Raw genomic sequence first — 16,797 nt, 5'->3', positions numbered from 1 at the left:
TCGTCGTTTCTTTTTTATTTTGCACCAAATAAAATTGGAATGGCGGAAACCATCATTGAGATACAGGACGCAAACATTTACCAGGGCGATAATTTGGTGTTGCAGAACGTAAACCTGCAAGTGCAGAAAGGCGAGTTTGTTTACCTTGTTGGCAAGACGGGAACGGGAAAATCAAGCCTGTTGAAAACGATGTACGGCGAGTTGCCGCTTAAACAGGGACAAGCCAGCGTAGTGGGTTATGATTTGCGAAAAATAACGTGGAAGACCGTGCCTTACCTGCGCCGCAATTTGGGCGTGGTGTTTCAGGATTTTCAATTGCTAACCGACCGCAACGTGAACGACAACCTCAAGTTTGTTTTGCGTGCCACTGGCTGGAAAGATGAAAAACTGATGAACGAAAAAATCGCCGACGTGCTGGACAAAGTGGGATTGAAATCGAAAGGATTTAAAATGACTTACGAGATGAGCGGCGGCGAGCAACAGCGTGTGGACATTGCGCGGGCCTTGCTCAATTCTCCGAAATTAATTTTAGCGGACGAACCTACCGGTAACCTTGATCCAGAAACTTCGGACGAGATCATGAACCTTCTCATACACATTGCGCGGGATTACGGAACATCAGTAGTAATGGCTACGCACGACTACATTGTGATTCAAAAATACCCGGCCCGCATGGTGAAAACCGAAGCCGGCCGTGTGATTGACAACGCTACCATAGTGCATTAAGTTTTTCCGCATTCTGCATGTTGTTGTAAAGACTTAAAACTGTTTTTCGAGCAGCAACGTCTTGCGCAGTAAAAGAGCGTTGCATCAGGCGGTTGATTTGCTCTGCCCATTGTTCCGGTTCTTCTTCAACGCTAATTCCTTCTTTAATACGGCTGCCTTTAACGCCGTTGTAATTGGTGATGCAATGGCGTCCGTTCAGCAAGGCATTCAGCAGCTTTAATTTCACGCCGGTATTGTTCATCGAAGGCAACACATTTATGTGTGCGGCCTGAACGAGGCTTTCAATTTCGTTTATCGTTGGTTTGTTCACCAACTCAATATTTTTGTAGTTAGTCGCTGCCTTCAATAGTTTTTTTGAAATGTTTTTTCCAGCAATTACAAGCGGCACATCAATCTTGCTAAAAACTTCCTGCATTAACCAGAGCGCCGCTTCTTCGTTTTCCGAAACAAGCAGGTTGCCGTGATACAAACAGTAATCGCCTTTTCCTTCTTTGATGGAAAGTTTTTGCCAGGGAAGAAAGCAGGGAATGAAAGTCGTTTTTTGAAAACCGTAGGCTGTTTTAAAGGTTTCCATGTCTGTTTCGGAAAGGCAGGCAAGAGAAATTTGTTTGTCGAGTGTTTTTTGATAAGTTTTCAGCAGCCTGCTTTCTTGCAGGAAGTAACGGCGCTTTAAAAGATTCTTTTCTGTTTTGGCAAGATGGTGATAATAGGCTGCTTCATCGTTGTGCATTCGCAACACAACGCGTTTAGGATTGTTAAGGAAAGGAACGATGCCCGAACAATGCAAGCCTTCCAGTAAAATTGGGTGTTTGTCTTTGTTGAGCCTCGCAATCAAATCCTTGCTGATTCTTGATTGAACGATGAAGGGTTGAGAGAGAGGCAATGCGTTAAAAAAGGATTTTCGTTTATAGGCGTAAACGGCTTCGCAATCTTCTTCAAGACCTTTTGCGCTTCTTGAAGCATTGTAATTAAAATAATGAAGAATGATTTTTTTGCCCGTTTGCGCCAGCGCTTTGATTTTGTAGAACATGTCAATAGCGCCGCCGTAATCGGGTGGCGAGGGTGCATCAAGGCAAACGATGTGTAAATGATTAGTCAAGCAAACAAGTGTTGATAAAATTGAAGCAAAATTTTTTCTTCTGCCTGCCAATTGAACTTTTCACGGGCACGGATACAATTTTGTCGAAGTTCATCCATCAGCGCTTCGTCGTGAATCACGGCGTTTATTTTTTCTGCCAATGATGGTGAAGAAAGGTCGTTTGTGAGAACAGCCACTTTGTATTCATCGTTTATTTCCCTATAAGCGGGATAGTCAACACACAACTGCGGCACGCCGGCGTGCATGTAATCGAAAAAGCGGTTGGCCAGTGAATAGTAATTGCTTTTGCCTTTGTTCTCAAACACACTGATGCCGAGCAAAGCATGCGGCGTAATCTTTTTTAATTCACCCGGTTCGGCTTTACCTTTCAAAAATATTTTTTCTTCCAGCTTGTTTTCTTTTATAAGAACTTTTGCCTGCGATAGAAAATTTCCATCGCCGTAAATAAAGAACGGAACGTTTATCCACTGAAAAGCGGGAATCAGGGTTTCAAAACTTCGCCCTTCGTTAACCGCGCCCTGGTACAAAATGAAATTTTCTGGTTGTGCAGGCGGCGGTTTTTCTTGCAGCAGCGGCACGTTTTTGATCACCTCGTAATGCACGCCGTATTCTTCTTTCAAAATGTCGCGAATGTTAGCGTTTACAGTGTAGCCTTGCGCAAACTTTGGTACGCAAAATTTTTCAACGGCCTTCCAAAGTTTGTGAACTTGCGGACGGCTAACCACTTCTTTCATTTCGCAGAACAATTCATGCGCATCGTAAACCTTTTTTTTCTTTCGAAGAAGCGAAACAAAGTAACAAGGCAAAACGGTGTCAAGGTCAATGGCGCAAACGGCGTCCATTTTTTTTGCAAGTAGAAAAAAGAAAAGCCGCAGGTTGTATTCGCTGTAAAACAGAAAGCCTTTGTTGAAAAAACAGCGAAGCCGTTTTTGTGCGTAAGGCTTTCGTTGCAACGGAACCGAAGACTTCAACTTTCGGCCGACCAACGTTATTTGATAACCCCCATTGCTTAACGAGGTGCAAATTCGCTGCATCCGTTGGTCATAAGTCAGGTCGTTGGTAACGGTGAAATAAATCTGCTTCAACGGAGGGCTTTGTAAATGTTTTCAATGGCTTCTACGGTTTTGGCGCCGTCGATTGCAGTCGGAAAGTTTATGTCCTTGCCGCGCAAAGCTTTTGATAAATCATCGTACACTTCTTTGTAAAGCCTTGCCATGAGTCCTTCTATTGTGGCAATATTATACTGGCGATGCGCTTGCATCCGGAGTAGTTCTGGTTCCTCAATATCGATTTCCAAGATATTGTTTCCGATGATAATTGTTAGGCTTCGGCGATTAGTAGTTAACGTTGACCAATGAAACGTTCCAACAACTCCGCTGTGCATCTTTATAACCGCAACACCGGCGTCTTCAACGCTGTCGGAGGTTTTATCATCTGGAAACGTTAAGAAGCCTTCGGTCGTTTTTATCTCACCAAAAAGCGAAAGCAATAGGTCAATGACTAAACCAAATGGTTTATATAAAAGGCCGCCTCCTGGAAACTTTTGGCCGTTTATACCTGAAAGAAATCCTATCGGTAAACTCATCGTGCAATCAACCTGAAAACTTCGAGCCTTTTCAATGTTTTTTTTCCAACCATCGTTACCAAAACGTTTGAAAGGCGAAAAAAAACTCGGTGTTTGAATCAAATACACCCTTCGCCTGCAATATTTTTCTGTTTCGATAATTTGCCAGGCTGCTGCTTTTGTTAAACACAACGGGCTTTCGCACAGCACGTCTTTTCCGGCTTGCAAAGATTTAATGATGTGTTCTGCATGAAAGCCAACAGCGGAACAAACAACGACAATATCAATTTCTTTCTCCGTTGCCAGCATCTCATCAAACGAGTAGTAAGCTTTGGCGCTGTATTCAATTCCCAAGGCTTCGGTTCCCCATTCATCCGTACTACAAACCGCAACAAGTTTTCCTTTTCGTTGAATGTTTTTCGCGTGAACCTTTGCAAGCTCTGTACCGCCAACGATGGCAAATTTTTTCATGGCGTCAAAAATAGGCGTTAAAAACAAAGCCCCGCAATTGCGGGGCTTTGTAGCCTTTCGGTTAATAAGTTTAGAAGTTCGGATTGCCGCCGTTCATGTCCACGTTGTTATCTGCTTTGGTGTTTTTGCGCTTGAACAACGAAACATCAAACTTACCAAAACGGTAGTTGAAATTGAGACGGAAAACCTGCGGGTCTCTGCGGCGCTGCGCATCCTGCACAAAGAAAGATGTTTCTGTGTGCTGGTCGAAAACCCGTGTGCGGAAAATGTCGTTTACATTCAGCGAAAGCGAAGCCACTTTGTTTTTCAGGAACTCAAAACGAATGGCCGCATCCACGCCGTAGTTCGGACGAATAAAGCCTTGCGCTGCTGATTGTGAACCGCCGAAGAAGCCACCGCCTCCACCGCCGCCCATAAAGCCGCCGCCGCCTCCGCCGGTTCCGCGGCCGCCGGGCGAGGAAATGATTTTCGATTGATAGTCGCCCGAAAGTTGAAGCGAGAAATTCTTCGGCAATTTGAACGAGTTGTTCACCTTAAAGAAATAGCTCACAATCTGGTCCGGGTCGGGTTGATCGGTTAGGTCAATCTTTGCGGTAAACAAATTGAAATTGGTTGTGAGGTCCCAAAACTTCGTCACCTTGTTGCGGCTTGTTAATTCCAAACCGGTGACGTAAGAATTGTTTGCGTTTTGAAAGGTGTTGACGGGAATTGTTTTCTTCAAAACCGTATCGGCTTCCAAAGCCTGAATGCGGGTGATCAAATTGTTGGTGTGCTTGAAGTAAAGCGAGGCCAAAAAGTTGTCGCGGTTCTTGAAGGTTTTTGAATAAGAAAGTTCCAGCGAATTGGTAAACTCCGGTTTAAGGTTCGGGTTGCCGCGGCTGATGTTCAGCGAATCGGAATAATCCGTGAACGGAAAGAGTTGAAAGAAGCCGGGCCGGTTGATGCGGCGGCTGTAATTAAACTGCAATTCGTCGCTCTCGTTTAATTTTTGACTCAGGAACAAACTTGGGAAAAGGCTAATGGGGAACTTGATGTTGAAGGTTTCGTTGCCTTTTGTTGGCAAAACGCCTTCATAATTCGAACTCTCCACACGCAAACCTGCCTGGTAGCCGAAGTTTTTAATGCGGTTGCTAAACGTAGTATAAGCCGCATAAACTTTGTCGGTACTGTTGTAAATCGTGCTGTTGTTTTTGCCCGCAATCTGGATGGTGTTCTCGCTGTTCACGTTGCGGATCTGCACACGGGCACCGGCTTCCAATTTTGAGTTTGTGGTAATAGGATTTGAGTAATCCGTTTGCACGGTGAGGTTTTCGTTTGTGCCTGCGCCGTACTGCGTTTGATTATAGCGATTGCGAAAGGGCTGCATGGCCGCGTTAAAATAATCAGTCGTAATCAGGCCGTTGTTTTCGTTGTTGCTTTTGTTGTATGTGGCGTCTGCTGTCAACTCGTGACCCGTTTGGGGGAAGTTGTGCTTGTAGCTAAGCTGTGCGCCTTTGTTGCGGAATTCAAAGGTTGAATTTGAAAGGCGTTGCTGGTATTCGGTATAGGTTGTAGAATCCAATCCCGCCCTATTTTTTGCAAAGGAATCAATGCGGATGTCGCTGCGGTTTTCGGGCGACATTTTGCCGTGCACGTAGCTGCCGCTAACCGTAAAGGTGTTGCGGATGTCCATGAAATAATCAAAGCCGCCGCGAACAAAACCAAATTGTCCACCACCGGTGTTGTGGTCTTGTTGAAAGCTATGCGACGTGCCGGGGAGCGACGTGTAACGATCCGTATAGCCGGTGCTGTTGCTTTTGCGCTGCATAAACATTCCACTACCGAAGAGATTGATTTTATCCTGCCGCACATTCAGGTCGCCGCCCAAACCAAATTTTGCACGAGAGTCAAGGTTTGCACGAAGATTGCCACTGTAACCCACGCGGCGGTTTTTCTTCATCACAATATTCAGGATGCCGGCTGTGCCGCCAGACGCATCGAATTTGGCCGAAGGGTTTGTGATCACTTCTACACTTTCGATAGCATCAGCAGGAATTTGATCAAGGGTTAAGGTCGTGGGGCGGCCGTCAACAAAAATGGTTGGCGCAGTATTGCGAAGTGTTACGTTGCCGTCAATGTCCACGTTCAGCGAAGGCACGTTGCGCATGATGTCAACGGCTGTACCGCCGGCTGATGTAATGTTTCTGTCTACGTTGAAAATTTTGCGGTCAATGCCCAAAGTCATCATCGGGCGGGAAGCCGTTACGGTAACCGTGCTCAAAAGTTTTTCATCCACCTGTACTTTAATGTTGCCCAGATCTTTATCCAAAGCTCCCAACGCTGCCGTCATGTCGCCGCTGCTCATGGCATCGCGGTTCGGCATGTCAAAGGCTACGGGTTTTTCGTAGGTTTTAAAACCAATGCCGCTGATGCGGAGAGTATAGCGTCCAAAAAGCGGAATGTTTTCGAGGCTGAAATCACCTGACTTTGTGGTAAGCATTCCGCTCACGATGACTTCTTTCATCTTTTTTGTGGCGGTGTCCATCTTGTTTGTTACCAGTGTTACCGAAGCTGCTTCAATTCCTTTGTTTGACGGATCAATGACTTTTCCGTAAAAGCGTCCGGTTGGCATTTGGCCCCCATTGGCGCCACCACGGTTAAAGCCACCACCGGGCATTTGCGCCGAAACAAAAAGAATGGAAAAAAGCAGACAGGATACTGTAAAAATCTTCTTCATGTGCTGTTATTAAAACGTGCGCAAAGGTACGTCTACCGGGACGGGAGGCTTTCCTCCGTTAACCATATTTAACCTTTAAATAAGGAGGAATAACAATGGTGATGGCCCGGTACAAACACGAAAACATTGCTTCGAATAAATTTCTTTCAACCGCTTTTTGTATTTCCTGAATCTTTATTTTTGCGCTGATTATGGTGGCCATAGCTCAGCTGGTTAGAGCACTAGATTGTGGTTCTAGGGGTCGCCGGTTCGAACCCGGTTGGCCACCCAAACTCCCGCAGGAATGCGGGAGTTTTTGTTTGCTTTCAATTTTATTTGGCACTTTATAAATCGGGAAGTGAGCTTATAAAAAAAAGGCGCAATCAACTTTTGATTGCGCCTTTTTATAGGTAAATAACAAGCTTTATACATTAAACCGGAAGTGCATCACGTCGCCGTCTTTCACTACGTATTCTTTGCCTTCAATGCGCAAGCGGCCCGCTTCACGGGCAGCGGCCTCGGAACCGTATTTCACAAAATCATCGTAAGAAATCACTTCGGCTTTGATGAAGCCTTTTTCAAAATCGGTGTGAATAACACTGGCTGCCTGCGGCGCTTTCCAGCCTTCGTGAATCGTCCATGCACGAACTTCTTGCACACCGGCTGTGAAGTAAGTTTGAAGGTTTAAAAGTTTGTAAGCCGAATGGATCAAACGGTCGAGCGCCGGTTCTTTCATGCCGTATTCTTCCATGAACATTTGCTTGTCGTCGGCATGTTCCATTTCGGAAATTTGCGCTTCAATGTTGTTGTTCATAACAACCACTTGCGCATCTTCTCCTCTCACCGCCTCTTGCAATGCCTGCGAAAATTTGTTTCCGGTGTGCATACTGGCCTCGTCGACATTGGCCACGTACAAAACAGGCTTTGATGTAAGTAAGAACAAATCGGCAAGGGCGGCCAATTCTTCCTTGCTCAAATTCAGTTCGCGAATGCTTTTGCCTTGTTCAAGGTGCGCTTTGCAGCGCTGCAATACGTCTAATTCGGCTTTGGCTTTCACATCGAACTTTGCTGTTTTTTCCAAACGGCTTTTTTTCTTTTCAATGCTTTCCAAATCTTTCAACTGGAGTTCCGTATCAATAATTTCTTTGTCGCTAACGGGATTGATAGCGCCTTCTTCGCGCAAAACGTTTTCGTCTTCAAAGCAGCGAACCACGTGAATGATGGCGTCCACCTCGCGAATGTTGCCCAAAAATTTATTGCCCAGGCCTTCGCCTTTGCTGGCGCCGCGAACGAGGCCGGCAATGTCCACAATTTCAATTTGGGTGGGAACGATCCGGTTCGGCTGCACCAGTTCCGCAAGTTTGTTCAGCCTTGCATCGGGCACATCTACCAAACCCACGTTTGGATCAATGGTGCAAAAACGGTAGTTGCTCGCCTGCGCTTTGGCGCTGTTGCTGACCGCGTTAAATAGTGTTGATTTGCCCACGTTCGGAAGTCCAACGATACCTGCTTGTAATGCCATCTTAATTCAATTTGCAATGAGCAACAAGCAATTTGCAAATTGAAGGTTTGCCCGTTGCCTGTTGAAAAATGGCGGCAAATATAGGACAAAGGGCTATGGCGTTTTTGTGAAAATCTATTCGTTTTCGGCCGGAACGTTTACGACCAAATTGTTCAGGCGTGATTTGTTTTTCAGGTTGTGCGAAGCCCAACGAAGGTTCCAGATACCGCCTTGCAAAACATACACGTTTCTGTAGCCCTGGCTTTTGAACCATTGCGCCGTACCGAAGATTTCGTTCTCGCTGTTAAAGCCGTAAACCACTACCGGTGTGGATTTGTCCGGAAGCGAAGCCGGGGCCGGAAACTCGGACACGGGAACGTTAACCGCGTTCTTAATTTGCCCGATATTTTGCCAGTAACTTTTTGACCCGTTGTTGAATTGATCTTTGGGGCGAACGTCAATCAGCGTAAAGCTTTTGTTCCCGTCTGTCCATTTGCTGAATTCGTCGGGAGAAAGCAAAGTTACTTTGCTAAAACTTGTCCATTTAACAGAAGGTTTTTCCGTTGCGTTCGTCGCGTAGTCAAGCCAGGCATCCATGCCGTTGAACAAAATGCTCACGTTTTTAAATCCTTTGTCGAGAAGCATTTTTGCCGCCAGCGGGCTTTTGTCGCCGTAATCATCTACCAGCAAAATTTTTTTATCGGGATAGAGGCTTAAGGCCTTTCCAAAATTTTCAAAAGGAATGTTTACGGCATTGACAAAGCGGCCCTCCATCTTAATTCTTTCGTTTGCTGTTTTTCCGTTGAACACAGAGTCACTTCGAAGGTCAATGATGTAATAATTCTCCTTGTTGCTTGCCAATTGTTTTGCCGAAACAATTTTATACGGAACGTTTGTTACAATTGTGTAATTGGAGCAGGGCAATGACTGAATTCCCTGTGCATAGAAATTGGTCAGCCCGCCGTTGATGTTGTAAACTTTTGTGAAGCCGCTGTCGGCCAAAAGCCGCGATGCCCTGCGGCTGCGCTGGCTGTGCGAACAATAAATGAAAAGCGGCTGGTCTTTGTAAGCCGTTAATTCTTTCCATCTTGCTGGCAATTGCCGGATGTCAATGTGCTGTGCGTTTTGCAGGTGACCAATGTTTAACGAAGGCGACATGGACAAGGTATCGTTGTATTCACCGTCGCTGCGCACGTCAAGCAGAACGTAGCCGGGATTGGCCTTAAGTGTTTGGCAAAGGTCTTCGGGAAAAACGGTTTTGTATCTTACGTTGTCGGCTTTGAACTGCGCATGGCCGGCAAAAACCGAAAAGCAAAACGCGGCGGCAAACAAGTGTTTCATACAAGATGGTTGTCATTAAATTTAGGCAATCCGCTTTTATCCAAATTTTAATTTGATGAATGGATGCAGATGAATTTTCTTCGGTCTGAAATTTACAGACAGCATTAAAGTACTTCTATGGCCTTAAGCAGAATTTGGTCGGCTTTTGTCATCATTGCAATTGGCGTTGCCGCCTTTCAATGGTTGGTGTACGGCAACGAAACGATTTTTAACCGCATGGTCGTGGGCAAGGCCGACGAAACCTATCCCTATGTCCTCACCGGCTACGACCGCGACACGACAAAAGCATCACGGGACGCTTTTGTAAATACCGTTAAGCCTTTTGGCTTTGTCAAAAAAGATTCGGCAAAAGATTTTCGCTATATCATTACCAATGATCCTTTTTCCGATACCGTAAAAGCCTTAAAGAAGGTTGTTCCCGACGTAACGGTTTACACCTACAACTACGTTCGCGCCATTGGCGCAAAGCCGGTTGATGGCATCATCGAAACCTGTAAATCCGCCGTTAACATCAGCATCGGCCTGATTGGTTTTATGGCTTTGTTCATGGGCTTTATGTCCATTGCTGAAAGAGCCGGCGGCATTCGTTTTTTGTCGCGCATCATCGGTCCTTTTTTCAGCCGCTTGTTTCCCGGCGTGCCCAAAGGCCATCCGGCATACGGCCATATGATGATGAATTTTTCCGCCAATCTTTTGGGCCTCGACAATGCCGCTACGCCTTTTGGCCTGAAGGCGATGGAAAGCTTGCAGGAATTGAACACGAACAAAGAAACCGCAACCAACGCACAGATCATGTTCCTGTGCTTGCACGCATCGGGCTTCTCCTTAATTCCGGTTGCCATCATTGCGGCAAGAGCCGCGTTGAAAGCCGGCAACCCAACCGATATTTTCGTTCCTTGCATGATTGCGACGTTTGCCGCAACGCTGGCCGCGATGTTCATTGTTTCGTTCAAACAAAAGATCAACGTTTTTCAGCCGGTGATACTTGCCTGGGTGGGCGGACTGTCGGCACTCATTACTCTGCTCGTTCTTTATCTCACATCGTTGAATGCGGAACGTGTACAGGTCGTTTCTGCCGTCATCGGCAACGGTGTTTTGCTCCTGATTTTATTTCTGATTGTCATTGCCGGCGTGTACAAAAAAATTGACGTGTTCGATGCGTTTATCAATGGCGCAAAGGGTGGCTTCGACACGGCCGTTCGCATCATACCTTATCTCGTGGGCATGTTGGTTGCCATCAGCATGTTGCGTACCAGCGGAAGCTTTGACGTGGTTATTAATGTGGTAAAAAACTTATTTGCAGCCTTTGGCGCCGATACAAGATTTGTTGACGGCTTGCCCACTGCTTTAATCAGGCCGTTGAGCGGCAGCGGGGCAAGGGGCATGATGATTGACACAATGAAAACCTTTGGCCCCGATTCGTTTGTGGGAAGGCTTGCCTGCATTTTACAAGGTTCTTCCGATACCACGTTTTACGTGATTGCCGTTTACTTTGGCGCGGTGAATATTAAGAATACACGTTATGCCGTTGGCGCTATGTTGTTGGCTGACCTGGTAGGCATCATCGTTTCGGTGTTGCTCTGTTATTTATTTTTTGGATAGACGCTTTTGCCAAAGCTTATAAATAAAAAAGCCGCTCACAAACGAGCGGCTTTTTTATTGAGGTCATTATATTAATAATTTGTCTGAATAATTAATGACCTTCCTTTCGTACCGGTTGTTGTGTTTGGCACGCCCCTATAAACAAGGGTATAAGCCCGCTGACGGGCCAAAACTGCTGTGTTTATCCTTGCCAGTTCAAGCGAACCGCCAGCACGCCGTACGATTAACGTATCGGAAAGCTGTGTGTAGTTCTGCACTGTAAACGGAGTCACCGTACCCGGACTAACGTTGCTAAATAAATTTGCCGCCTGACGTGTTGAGTAAACATCTACGTTTTTACCGGCACTGTCGTTCATGATTAAATGTGCAAACCGAATGCTGTAATGCGAGGTATCAACCGGTGTAAAGTTATCCTGCACGAAAATCTGCTTTGCATCATTTGAATTCAGTAATGAATCCGTAAGCAGCAAGCTATAGTAGTTTCCGGCAGTAAACGTTTTTGTAAACGTGGCAATGGTTACCGAATCGGGCGTGGTTACACCGTTAACGGTAATCCGTATTGTCTGTGGCCCCGGAGGTACGGCAGAATACATATTTGTTACCGTGGGATAAATGGAACCGTAGGTCAAAAACGATCCGTTGATCTTTGAATTTCCGACATAGACATTGAAGCTGTCGCTTTTATTAACTACCTGCCGGAAGGAGGTAGCATAATCCGCCACTTTTAAATAAGCATAGCCGCCGGTAAGCGAAACAGGTGCCTTTAATTCAAGGTCGGTTTTACACGACAAGAGCCATGTGGTCATCGCAGCCAGCGTAAGTATTGTAAGAACAATATTTTTTTTCATCTTTCAATTATTTTAAGTCAATCATTTCATCGAGAACCACATTTCGTATGTGTTGTAGTCCAAATTTTGATAAGCGCCGATGCGGGTTAATTCTGGAACATCGTACAGGTATTCCGAATTGTAACGTGGCCTGTTCCTGTAAACGTATTTTCCATAATTTGTTGCATACAGGTTAATGCCGCTTGGAGGGGCAAAGCCCGCATATACTTGCTTTGGCGTGCCGACGCTCGTTGGGTCAAGGTCAACGTAATGAAACTTGCGCATATCCACCCAGGTTTGCTGCACACCCCAGGCATACAAGGCAATATATTTTTGGAGCATGATGTGGGAGAGAGTCAAAGTGCTTGCATCGGGGACAGCCGCTGTATTGGCTAAATAAGCCGCTTTAACTGCCGGTGTGATGATTCTTTCCGCTGGTATATTTTGCGGGTAAGTAGTAGTCAGCATGTCAAAGTTCAGGCTGATGCCGTTTGTGTAAGCCGTCAATGCTGCTGCACGGTTGCCTTTTCTCAGTTGCGCTTCCGCAATAATGAACTGCATTTCAGAGGCCGTCATCATTGGCCAAGGGCTGGTATTTTGATAAACATAGCGGCTGCTGTCGGGTGTAGAACCGGCAGTAGAGGATGGCGTTGGATTGCCCCAGAAATTCTTTGGATAATCAGCAGTTGGCAATCCTGAAGTTCCCAGCCAGGGCGTGAACCCTTTGAACGTATTGTTTTGATTTTCGCGCAGAATATACCAGGCTCTTGGATCGCTTACGCCTTTGAAGGCGCTGTCGTTTCTGCCTGACATCAGGTCGGCAATGTATGCAGACTGGCGGAGAGTGCCGATGTTTCCCCGGAAAGGACCGAAGTAATTGTTTACAGCCGACGTTAATCCACCCGAAACCTTCACCATTGCGTTATCATCGTTGGTGGTCATTGCCAAACTTGCATACTTTATGGCAGAATCGCCATAGCTGTTTGTTTGGTAAAGCGTCTTGTTGCTAAGATCAATGTACGAACGGGCAAGAATGCCATAGACAAATTTCTTCCACTTGTTTACATCGCCGCCGTAGAAATAAGCATCGCCGATAGCCAGGTTTGCTTTGCTTACGTTTCCGTCTGTACGGTTTAAAAAACTCAAGGCGCGGAAGCAAATGGCGCGGCAACTGTCATAAAACTCGGGTTGCGTATCGTAGTGAAATTGTGAAAGGCTGGTGTTGAAAGCTTCTTTCAACGGGGCATCACTGTATTCGTTCGTCAGTTCAAGCCAACCCCAGGCACGAATGGCCCAGCCCACACCAACATAATCCCATTTTTCCTGCTCGGTGCCCCAGCGGATAATTTTGTTTACGTTTTGTCCCTGGCCATAATAAACCGCCGCCCAGACAGAACCGGTATTGTCGCTGCTGGTTCCCACCGGCCAACCCATTTGGCCGTATAACTCGCCGTTTGTCGTAGTACCCCAATATTGGATGTAGCGGCCAAGCAAGATGCCATCGGCTTGTACACCATAGCCTGTGCCCGCAGATGAGTAGAAAGCCGTGAAACTACCAATGACGCCGGGTAAAATGCTTTCAATGGGTTCAACAACGGCGGCATTCGGGTTTAAATAAGCGTCGTCAATTTTTTTCTTGCAGGATGTGTTACATAGAATCACAAAACCTCCAAGAAAAAGGAACGATTTTAAAAATTTATTTCGCATAAAAATTATTATTTATCAATTGTCATGTTTGATTAAAAATTAGCCTTTAAGCCAAAGCTTAGACTTAAAGGAGTTGGTGCGCTTCCCAGATCAAGGCCGTAACCACCTATGCCGCCGGTACCGGGGTTGTTAGAATTAACAGCAGGATCTGCACCGTGATAATTCGTAAACATAACCAAGTCATTTCCGGTAACAAAAACACTGAGACCTGACAAACCTTTTATACCGCGTGCAAGTTTATCAGACAAACGATAGCTTAACGTAATGTCTCTTAAACGCAACCAGTGAATGTCTTTTTCAATATATTCCTCATCCGGCAAACTCGTGTAATAAGAACTTAGGAAATATGGAGTAATGACGATGTTATTCTTTGTTGGGTTGGCAGTGTTCTGCAAACCATCATTCAATACACCGTTTACAATAATTGGTGTGGTGCGATTGGCTGTGCGGGCACTTTTACCTAAGCCGGTAAGTACCTGGTCAGTTCCATTATAAATATCGCCGCCCTGTCTTAAGTCCCATAAAAAGCTCAGGTTCCAGTTTTTGTAGCGGAAAGAGTTTAATGTACCCAAGGTGAAGTTTGGCGTACGGTCGCCAATCAGAGAGTTGCCTGCAACGATAACAGGCAAGCCTGTTGTACGATCAACAATGATTTGACCGAAGGTATTTCTCGAATACATTGAACCTGTTATAGTGCCGGTTGAATGGCCACGGATCAAGCCACCTCTCACATTGGAGATGTATGTATCGGAATTATAATAGTCGTTTAAAAGACCGATCGACTCAGGCAGTGTCAACACCTTGCTCCACATGTGGTTGAAGTTGAACATAACGTTCCAACTCAAGTCCCTTTTTTGAACCGGTGTTAAGTTGAGCGTCAATTCAATACCCTGGTTACGCAGCGACGATGCGTTTGTCGTGTTCAGAATATATCCTGTTGCATAGCTGGCTCTGTATCCCTGACTAATTTGATCAGTACACAGCGTATTGTAGTAAGCCGCTTCCATTGTAATGGAGCTGTTTAATAGTCTTAATTCCGTACCAATCTCAAATGTTTTTTGGCGTTCCGGACGCAAAAGTTCGTTGGCATTTGTAAACCCATACGTGAAGCCGGGTATGGCAGAACTGCTCTGATTGTTCACAAAAACCGATTGGTTGGAATAAGGATCATTCAGCCTTGCTGTGTTAGCCAGCGAACCCCTGAGTTTCCAATAATTGACCACGTATCCTTTCAAAGCTTTTGGAAAGATGTCGGATACAATGAGGCTCAAACTTGCGCCGGGGAAATGATAATTTCTGTTTGCCGCCGGGATAGGAGAAGCTGACTCCCAACGATGAGAATAAGTAAAGAAAGCAACGTCTTTATACCCGATGGATGCTTCGGCAAAGTAGGCGAGCTCTCTTAAAATAACAAGGTTGGGTAAATTGAAATAATTTCTCAACAGGCGTGTTCTTGATCCGGGCAGCGTAATGCTGCTATCCCATGGATTGAATCCGCCGGTGTAAGGATTTCCATTCTTATAGAGCGAACCATAAGAAGAAGTATATGATGTGGAATCAACGATGTGTGTGCCAACAATGCCAAACTGTTGTGTTTCAAAATCCTGCCACATCGTACCAACCATCAGCCTGGTAGAAAAGCCGCCGAAATTCTTTTTGGCGGTAGCGGTAATGGTGTGGTTATAGCCTTTGTATTTTCTGTAATAATTATCAAGCAGGCCACCGGTTGCAGATGTTAGTACAAAAGATTGCGGATGTTCAAAAAGATAACCATCGGTTTTGTACGTATCATAACCAAAGCGTCCGGCAACGGCCAGCCAAGAGAAAGGGTTGATGTCAACACCAAGCGTTGAAATCAAGCGCTGTGTTTTGTCGCCGCTGACGTTGTTATAAGAGCTCCATATCGGATTGTCGTAATCGCTGTTGAAATTCGTTTTGGTAAACGTCACCAACTTCGATCCATTGGCATCCTGGTAATTCCGGATGTCATTATTGGCGGGCCAGGAATATAAATCAAGCAAGTAACCACCGCTGCCTGATGTGCCCTTTAACGGCTTCACATTTTTTGAATTGGTGTAGGCAACCGATGGCGTAATGGTAATGTACTTTCCAATTTTTGTGTTGTTGGAAATTTTGAAATTGTATTTGGTGTAGGTGTTGTTGGGAATGACACCTTTGCTATCGAAATACTGTCCCGATACACGGAAGCCAACATTTTTGGTTCCAAATTCCAAACCAAGGTTGTGCGTTTGCGAAAAACCGGTTTGGAAGAAATGATGAAGATTGTCATAAAGCTGCGTACCCGCTTTCCAAACCGGCCCGAAAGAAGTAAACTGTCCTAACAAGGGTGGGGCAGTGGGAATACCGTTATTGGGGCCGGGACCGTAGTCGTTGTTTAACTGCGCAAAGCGGGTAATCTTCTGCAGGCGAAAATTGTTATCGTAATTCACAAGCACTCTGCCGCTTGTACCTCTCGCTTTTTTTGTCGTGATCACAATGGCGCCGTTACTTGCCTGGCTGCCGTATAAGGCCGTGGCCTCGGGGCCTTTTAATACGGTGATGGCTTCAATGTCATTTGGATTGATATCCGCAATGCGGTTTGTGTAGTCATTGTTCCTGTTTGGTAAGTCAGAAGCGAGACCAATGCCGCTGCCGCCCTGTGAATTTGAATTCAAAGTGCTATTGTCCACTATGATACCATCTACTACAAACAGAGGCTGGTTGGTTCCTGAGATTGTGTTATAGCCTCTCAAAATAATGCCGCTGGAAGCACCGGCAGCGCCTGTTGTCGGCGTTACTGTTAATCCCGCTACGCGGCCTTGCAAGGCATTTACAAAATTTTCCCTTTGTGTTTGTGCAACGTCCGCGCCTTTTACTGTTTGTATAGAATAGCCCAATTCTCGTGGGTTGCGGCGCTGATCCATTGCCGTTACCACGACCTCGTTCATCACGTTGTCTTTCGAATTCATGATGAGATCAACGGTAGAGCTGTTTTGCAAGGTAATCTCACTTGGTTTCCTTCCAATGGAACTAAATTGCAAAACATCGCCCGGGTGCGCAACGATGCTGAAATTGCCGCTGGCATCTGTAGTGGTTGAACGTTTGGTTCCTTTTACGGTAACGGTTACACCTACCAGGGGTTTGTTGTCTTCACCGGCCACCTTGCCGGTTACGGTCCGATCCTGCGAATGACCGGAAAAGTAAAATAACACTCCAAGCAGAAGTGTCAAAAAGCGAAATTTTCTCATACATAAGCGCTTTAAA

General features: G+C 45.7%; 11 protein-coding genes and 1 tRNA gene. 3 read left to right on the top strand and 9 right to left on the bottom strand.

All coding sequences use genetic code 11. From position 1 onward, the window contains the following. The first annotated feature begins 39 nt into the window (after positions 1-39). On the top strand, positions 40-726 hold the full coding sequence (locus tag FSB75_RS06715; protein ID WP_146784615.1) for a cell division ATP-binding protein FtsE: 687 nt from the start codon (positions 40-42) through the stop codon (positions 724-726). Here the strand turns inward: FSB75_RS06715 and FSB75_RS06710 are convergent. From FSB75_RS06710 to FSB75_RS06695, 4 genes are all read right to left on the bottom strand, one after another. After that, on the bottom strand, positions 710-1,825 hold the full coding sequence (locus tag FSB75_RS06710) for a glycosyltransferase (protein WP_146784612.1): 1,116 nt from the start codon (positions 1,823-1,825) through the stop codon (positions 710-712). The two genes, FSB75_RS06715 and FSB75_RS06710, sit on opposite strands and share 17 nt — an antisense overlap. After that, on the bottom strand, positions 1,822-2,910 hold the full coding sequence (locus tag FSB75_RS06705) for a glycosyltransferase (protein ID WP_227990806.1): 1,089 nt from the start codon (positions 2,908-2,910) through the stop codon (positions 1,822-1,824). The genes FSB75_RS06710 and FSB75_RS06705 overlap by 4 nt, the downstream gene beginning before the upstream one ends. Then, on the bottom strand, positions 2,907-3,860 hold the full coding sequence (locus FSB75_RS06700; RefSeq protein WP_146784610.1) for a Gfo/Idh/MocA family protein: 954 nt from the start codon (positions 3,858-3,860) through the stop codon (positions 2,907-2,909). The genes FSB75_RS06705 and FSB75_RS06700 overlap by 4 nt, the downstream gene beginning before the upstream one ends. A 70-nt stretch (positions 3,861-3,930) precedes the next feature. Next, positions 3,931-6,576, bottom strand: a complete 2,646-nt coding sequence (locus tag FSB75_RS06695) for a TonB-dependent receptor (protein WP_146784607.1) — start codon at positions 6,574-6,576, stop codon at positions 3,931-3,933. 194 nt (positions 6,577-6,770) lie between these two features. Between FSB75_RS06695 and FSB75_RS06690 the strand changes: the two genes are divergently transcribed. Then, positions 6,771-6,844 (top strand) — tRNA-His (locus FSB75_RS06690). 135 nt (positions 6,845-6,979) lie between these two features. On the opposite strand, the gene ychF is transcribed toward FSB75_RS06690, so the two are convergent. Both ychF and FSB75_RS06680 read right to left on the bottom strand, forming a co-directional pair. Beyond that, positions 6,980-8,077 carry a redox-regulated ATPase YchF gene (gene ychF / locus FSB75_RS06685; protein WP_146784604.1) on the bottom strand — a complete coding sequence of 366 codons (1,098 nt, stop codon included), beginning with the start codon at positions 8,075-8,077 and terminating at the stop codon, positions 6,980-6,982. Positions 8,078-8,191: 114 nt separating this feature from the next. Then, positions 8,192-9,397 (bottom strand): rhodanese-like domain-containing protein, encoded by a 1,206-nt coding sequence (locus FSB75_RS06680; protein ID WP_146784601.1) that lies wholly within the window; start codon positions 9,395-9,397, stop codon positions 8,192-8,194. Between the two features lie 117 nt (positions 9,398-9,514). On the opposite strand from FSB75_RS06680, the gene FSB75_RS06675 reads away from it, so the two are divergent. Beyond that, positions 9,515-10,999, top strand: coding sequence for a nucleoside recognition domain-containing protein (locus tag FSB75_RS06675; protein WP_146784598.1), 1,485 nt, complete (start codon positions 9,515-9,517; stop codon positions 10,997-10,999). Between the two features lie 71 nt (positions 11,000-11,070). Here the strand turns inward: FSB75_RS06675 and FSB75_RS06670 are convergent, their stop codons facing one another. The 3 genes from FSB75_RS06670 to FSB75_RS06660 are packed head-to-tail and all read right to left on the bottom strand — an operon-like array spanning position 11,071 to position 16,763. After that, positions 11,071-11,847: a DUF4397 domain-containing protein gene (locus FSB75_RS06670; RefSeq protein ID WP_146784595.1), complete on the bottom strand. Its 777-nt coding sequence runs from the start codon at positions 11,845-11,847 to the stop codon at positions 11,071-11,073. Positions 11,848-11,868: 21 nt separating this feature from the next. After that, positions 11,869-13,533 carry a SusD/RagB family nutrient-binding outer membrane lipoprotein gene (locus FSB75_RS06665; protein WP_146784592.1) on the bottom strand — a complete coding sequence of 555 codons (1,665 nt, stop codon included), beginning with the start codon at positions 13,531-13,533 and terminating at the stop codon, positions 11,869-11,871. Between the two features lie 32 nt (positions 13,534-13,565). Next, entirely contained in the window at positions 13,566-16,763 is a 3,198-nt protein-coding gene (locus tag FSB75_RS06660) for a SusC/RagA family TonB-linked outer membrane protein (protein WP_172623080.1), read from the bottom strand. Positions 16,764-16,797 lie beyond the last annotated feature (34 nt).

It is taken from the genome of Flavisolibacter ginsenosidimutans (assembly GCF_007970805.1).
GTDB classification, from domain to species: Bacteria; Bacteroidota; Bacteroidia; order Chitinophagales; family Chitinophagaceae; genus Flavisolibacter; species Flavisolibacter ginsenosidimutans.
The sequence above is the reverse complement of the archived record's forward strand: the minus strand, read 5'-3'. Positions and strand labels throughout refer to the sequence as shown.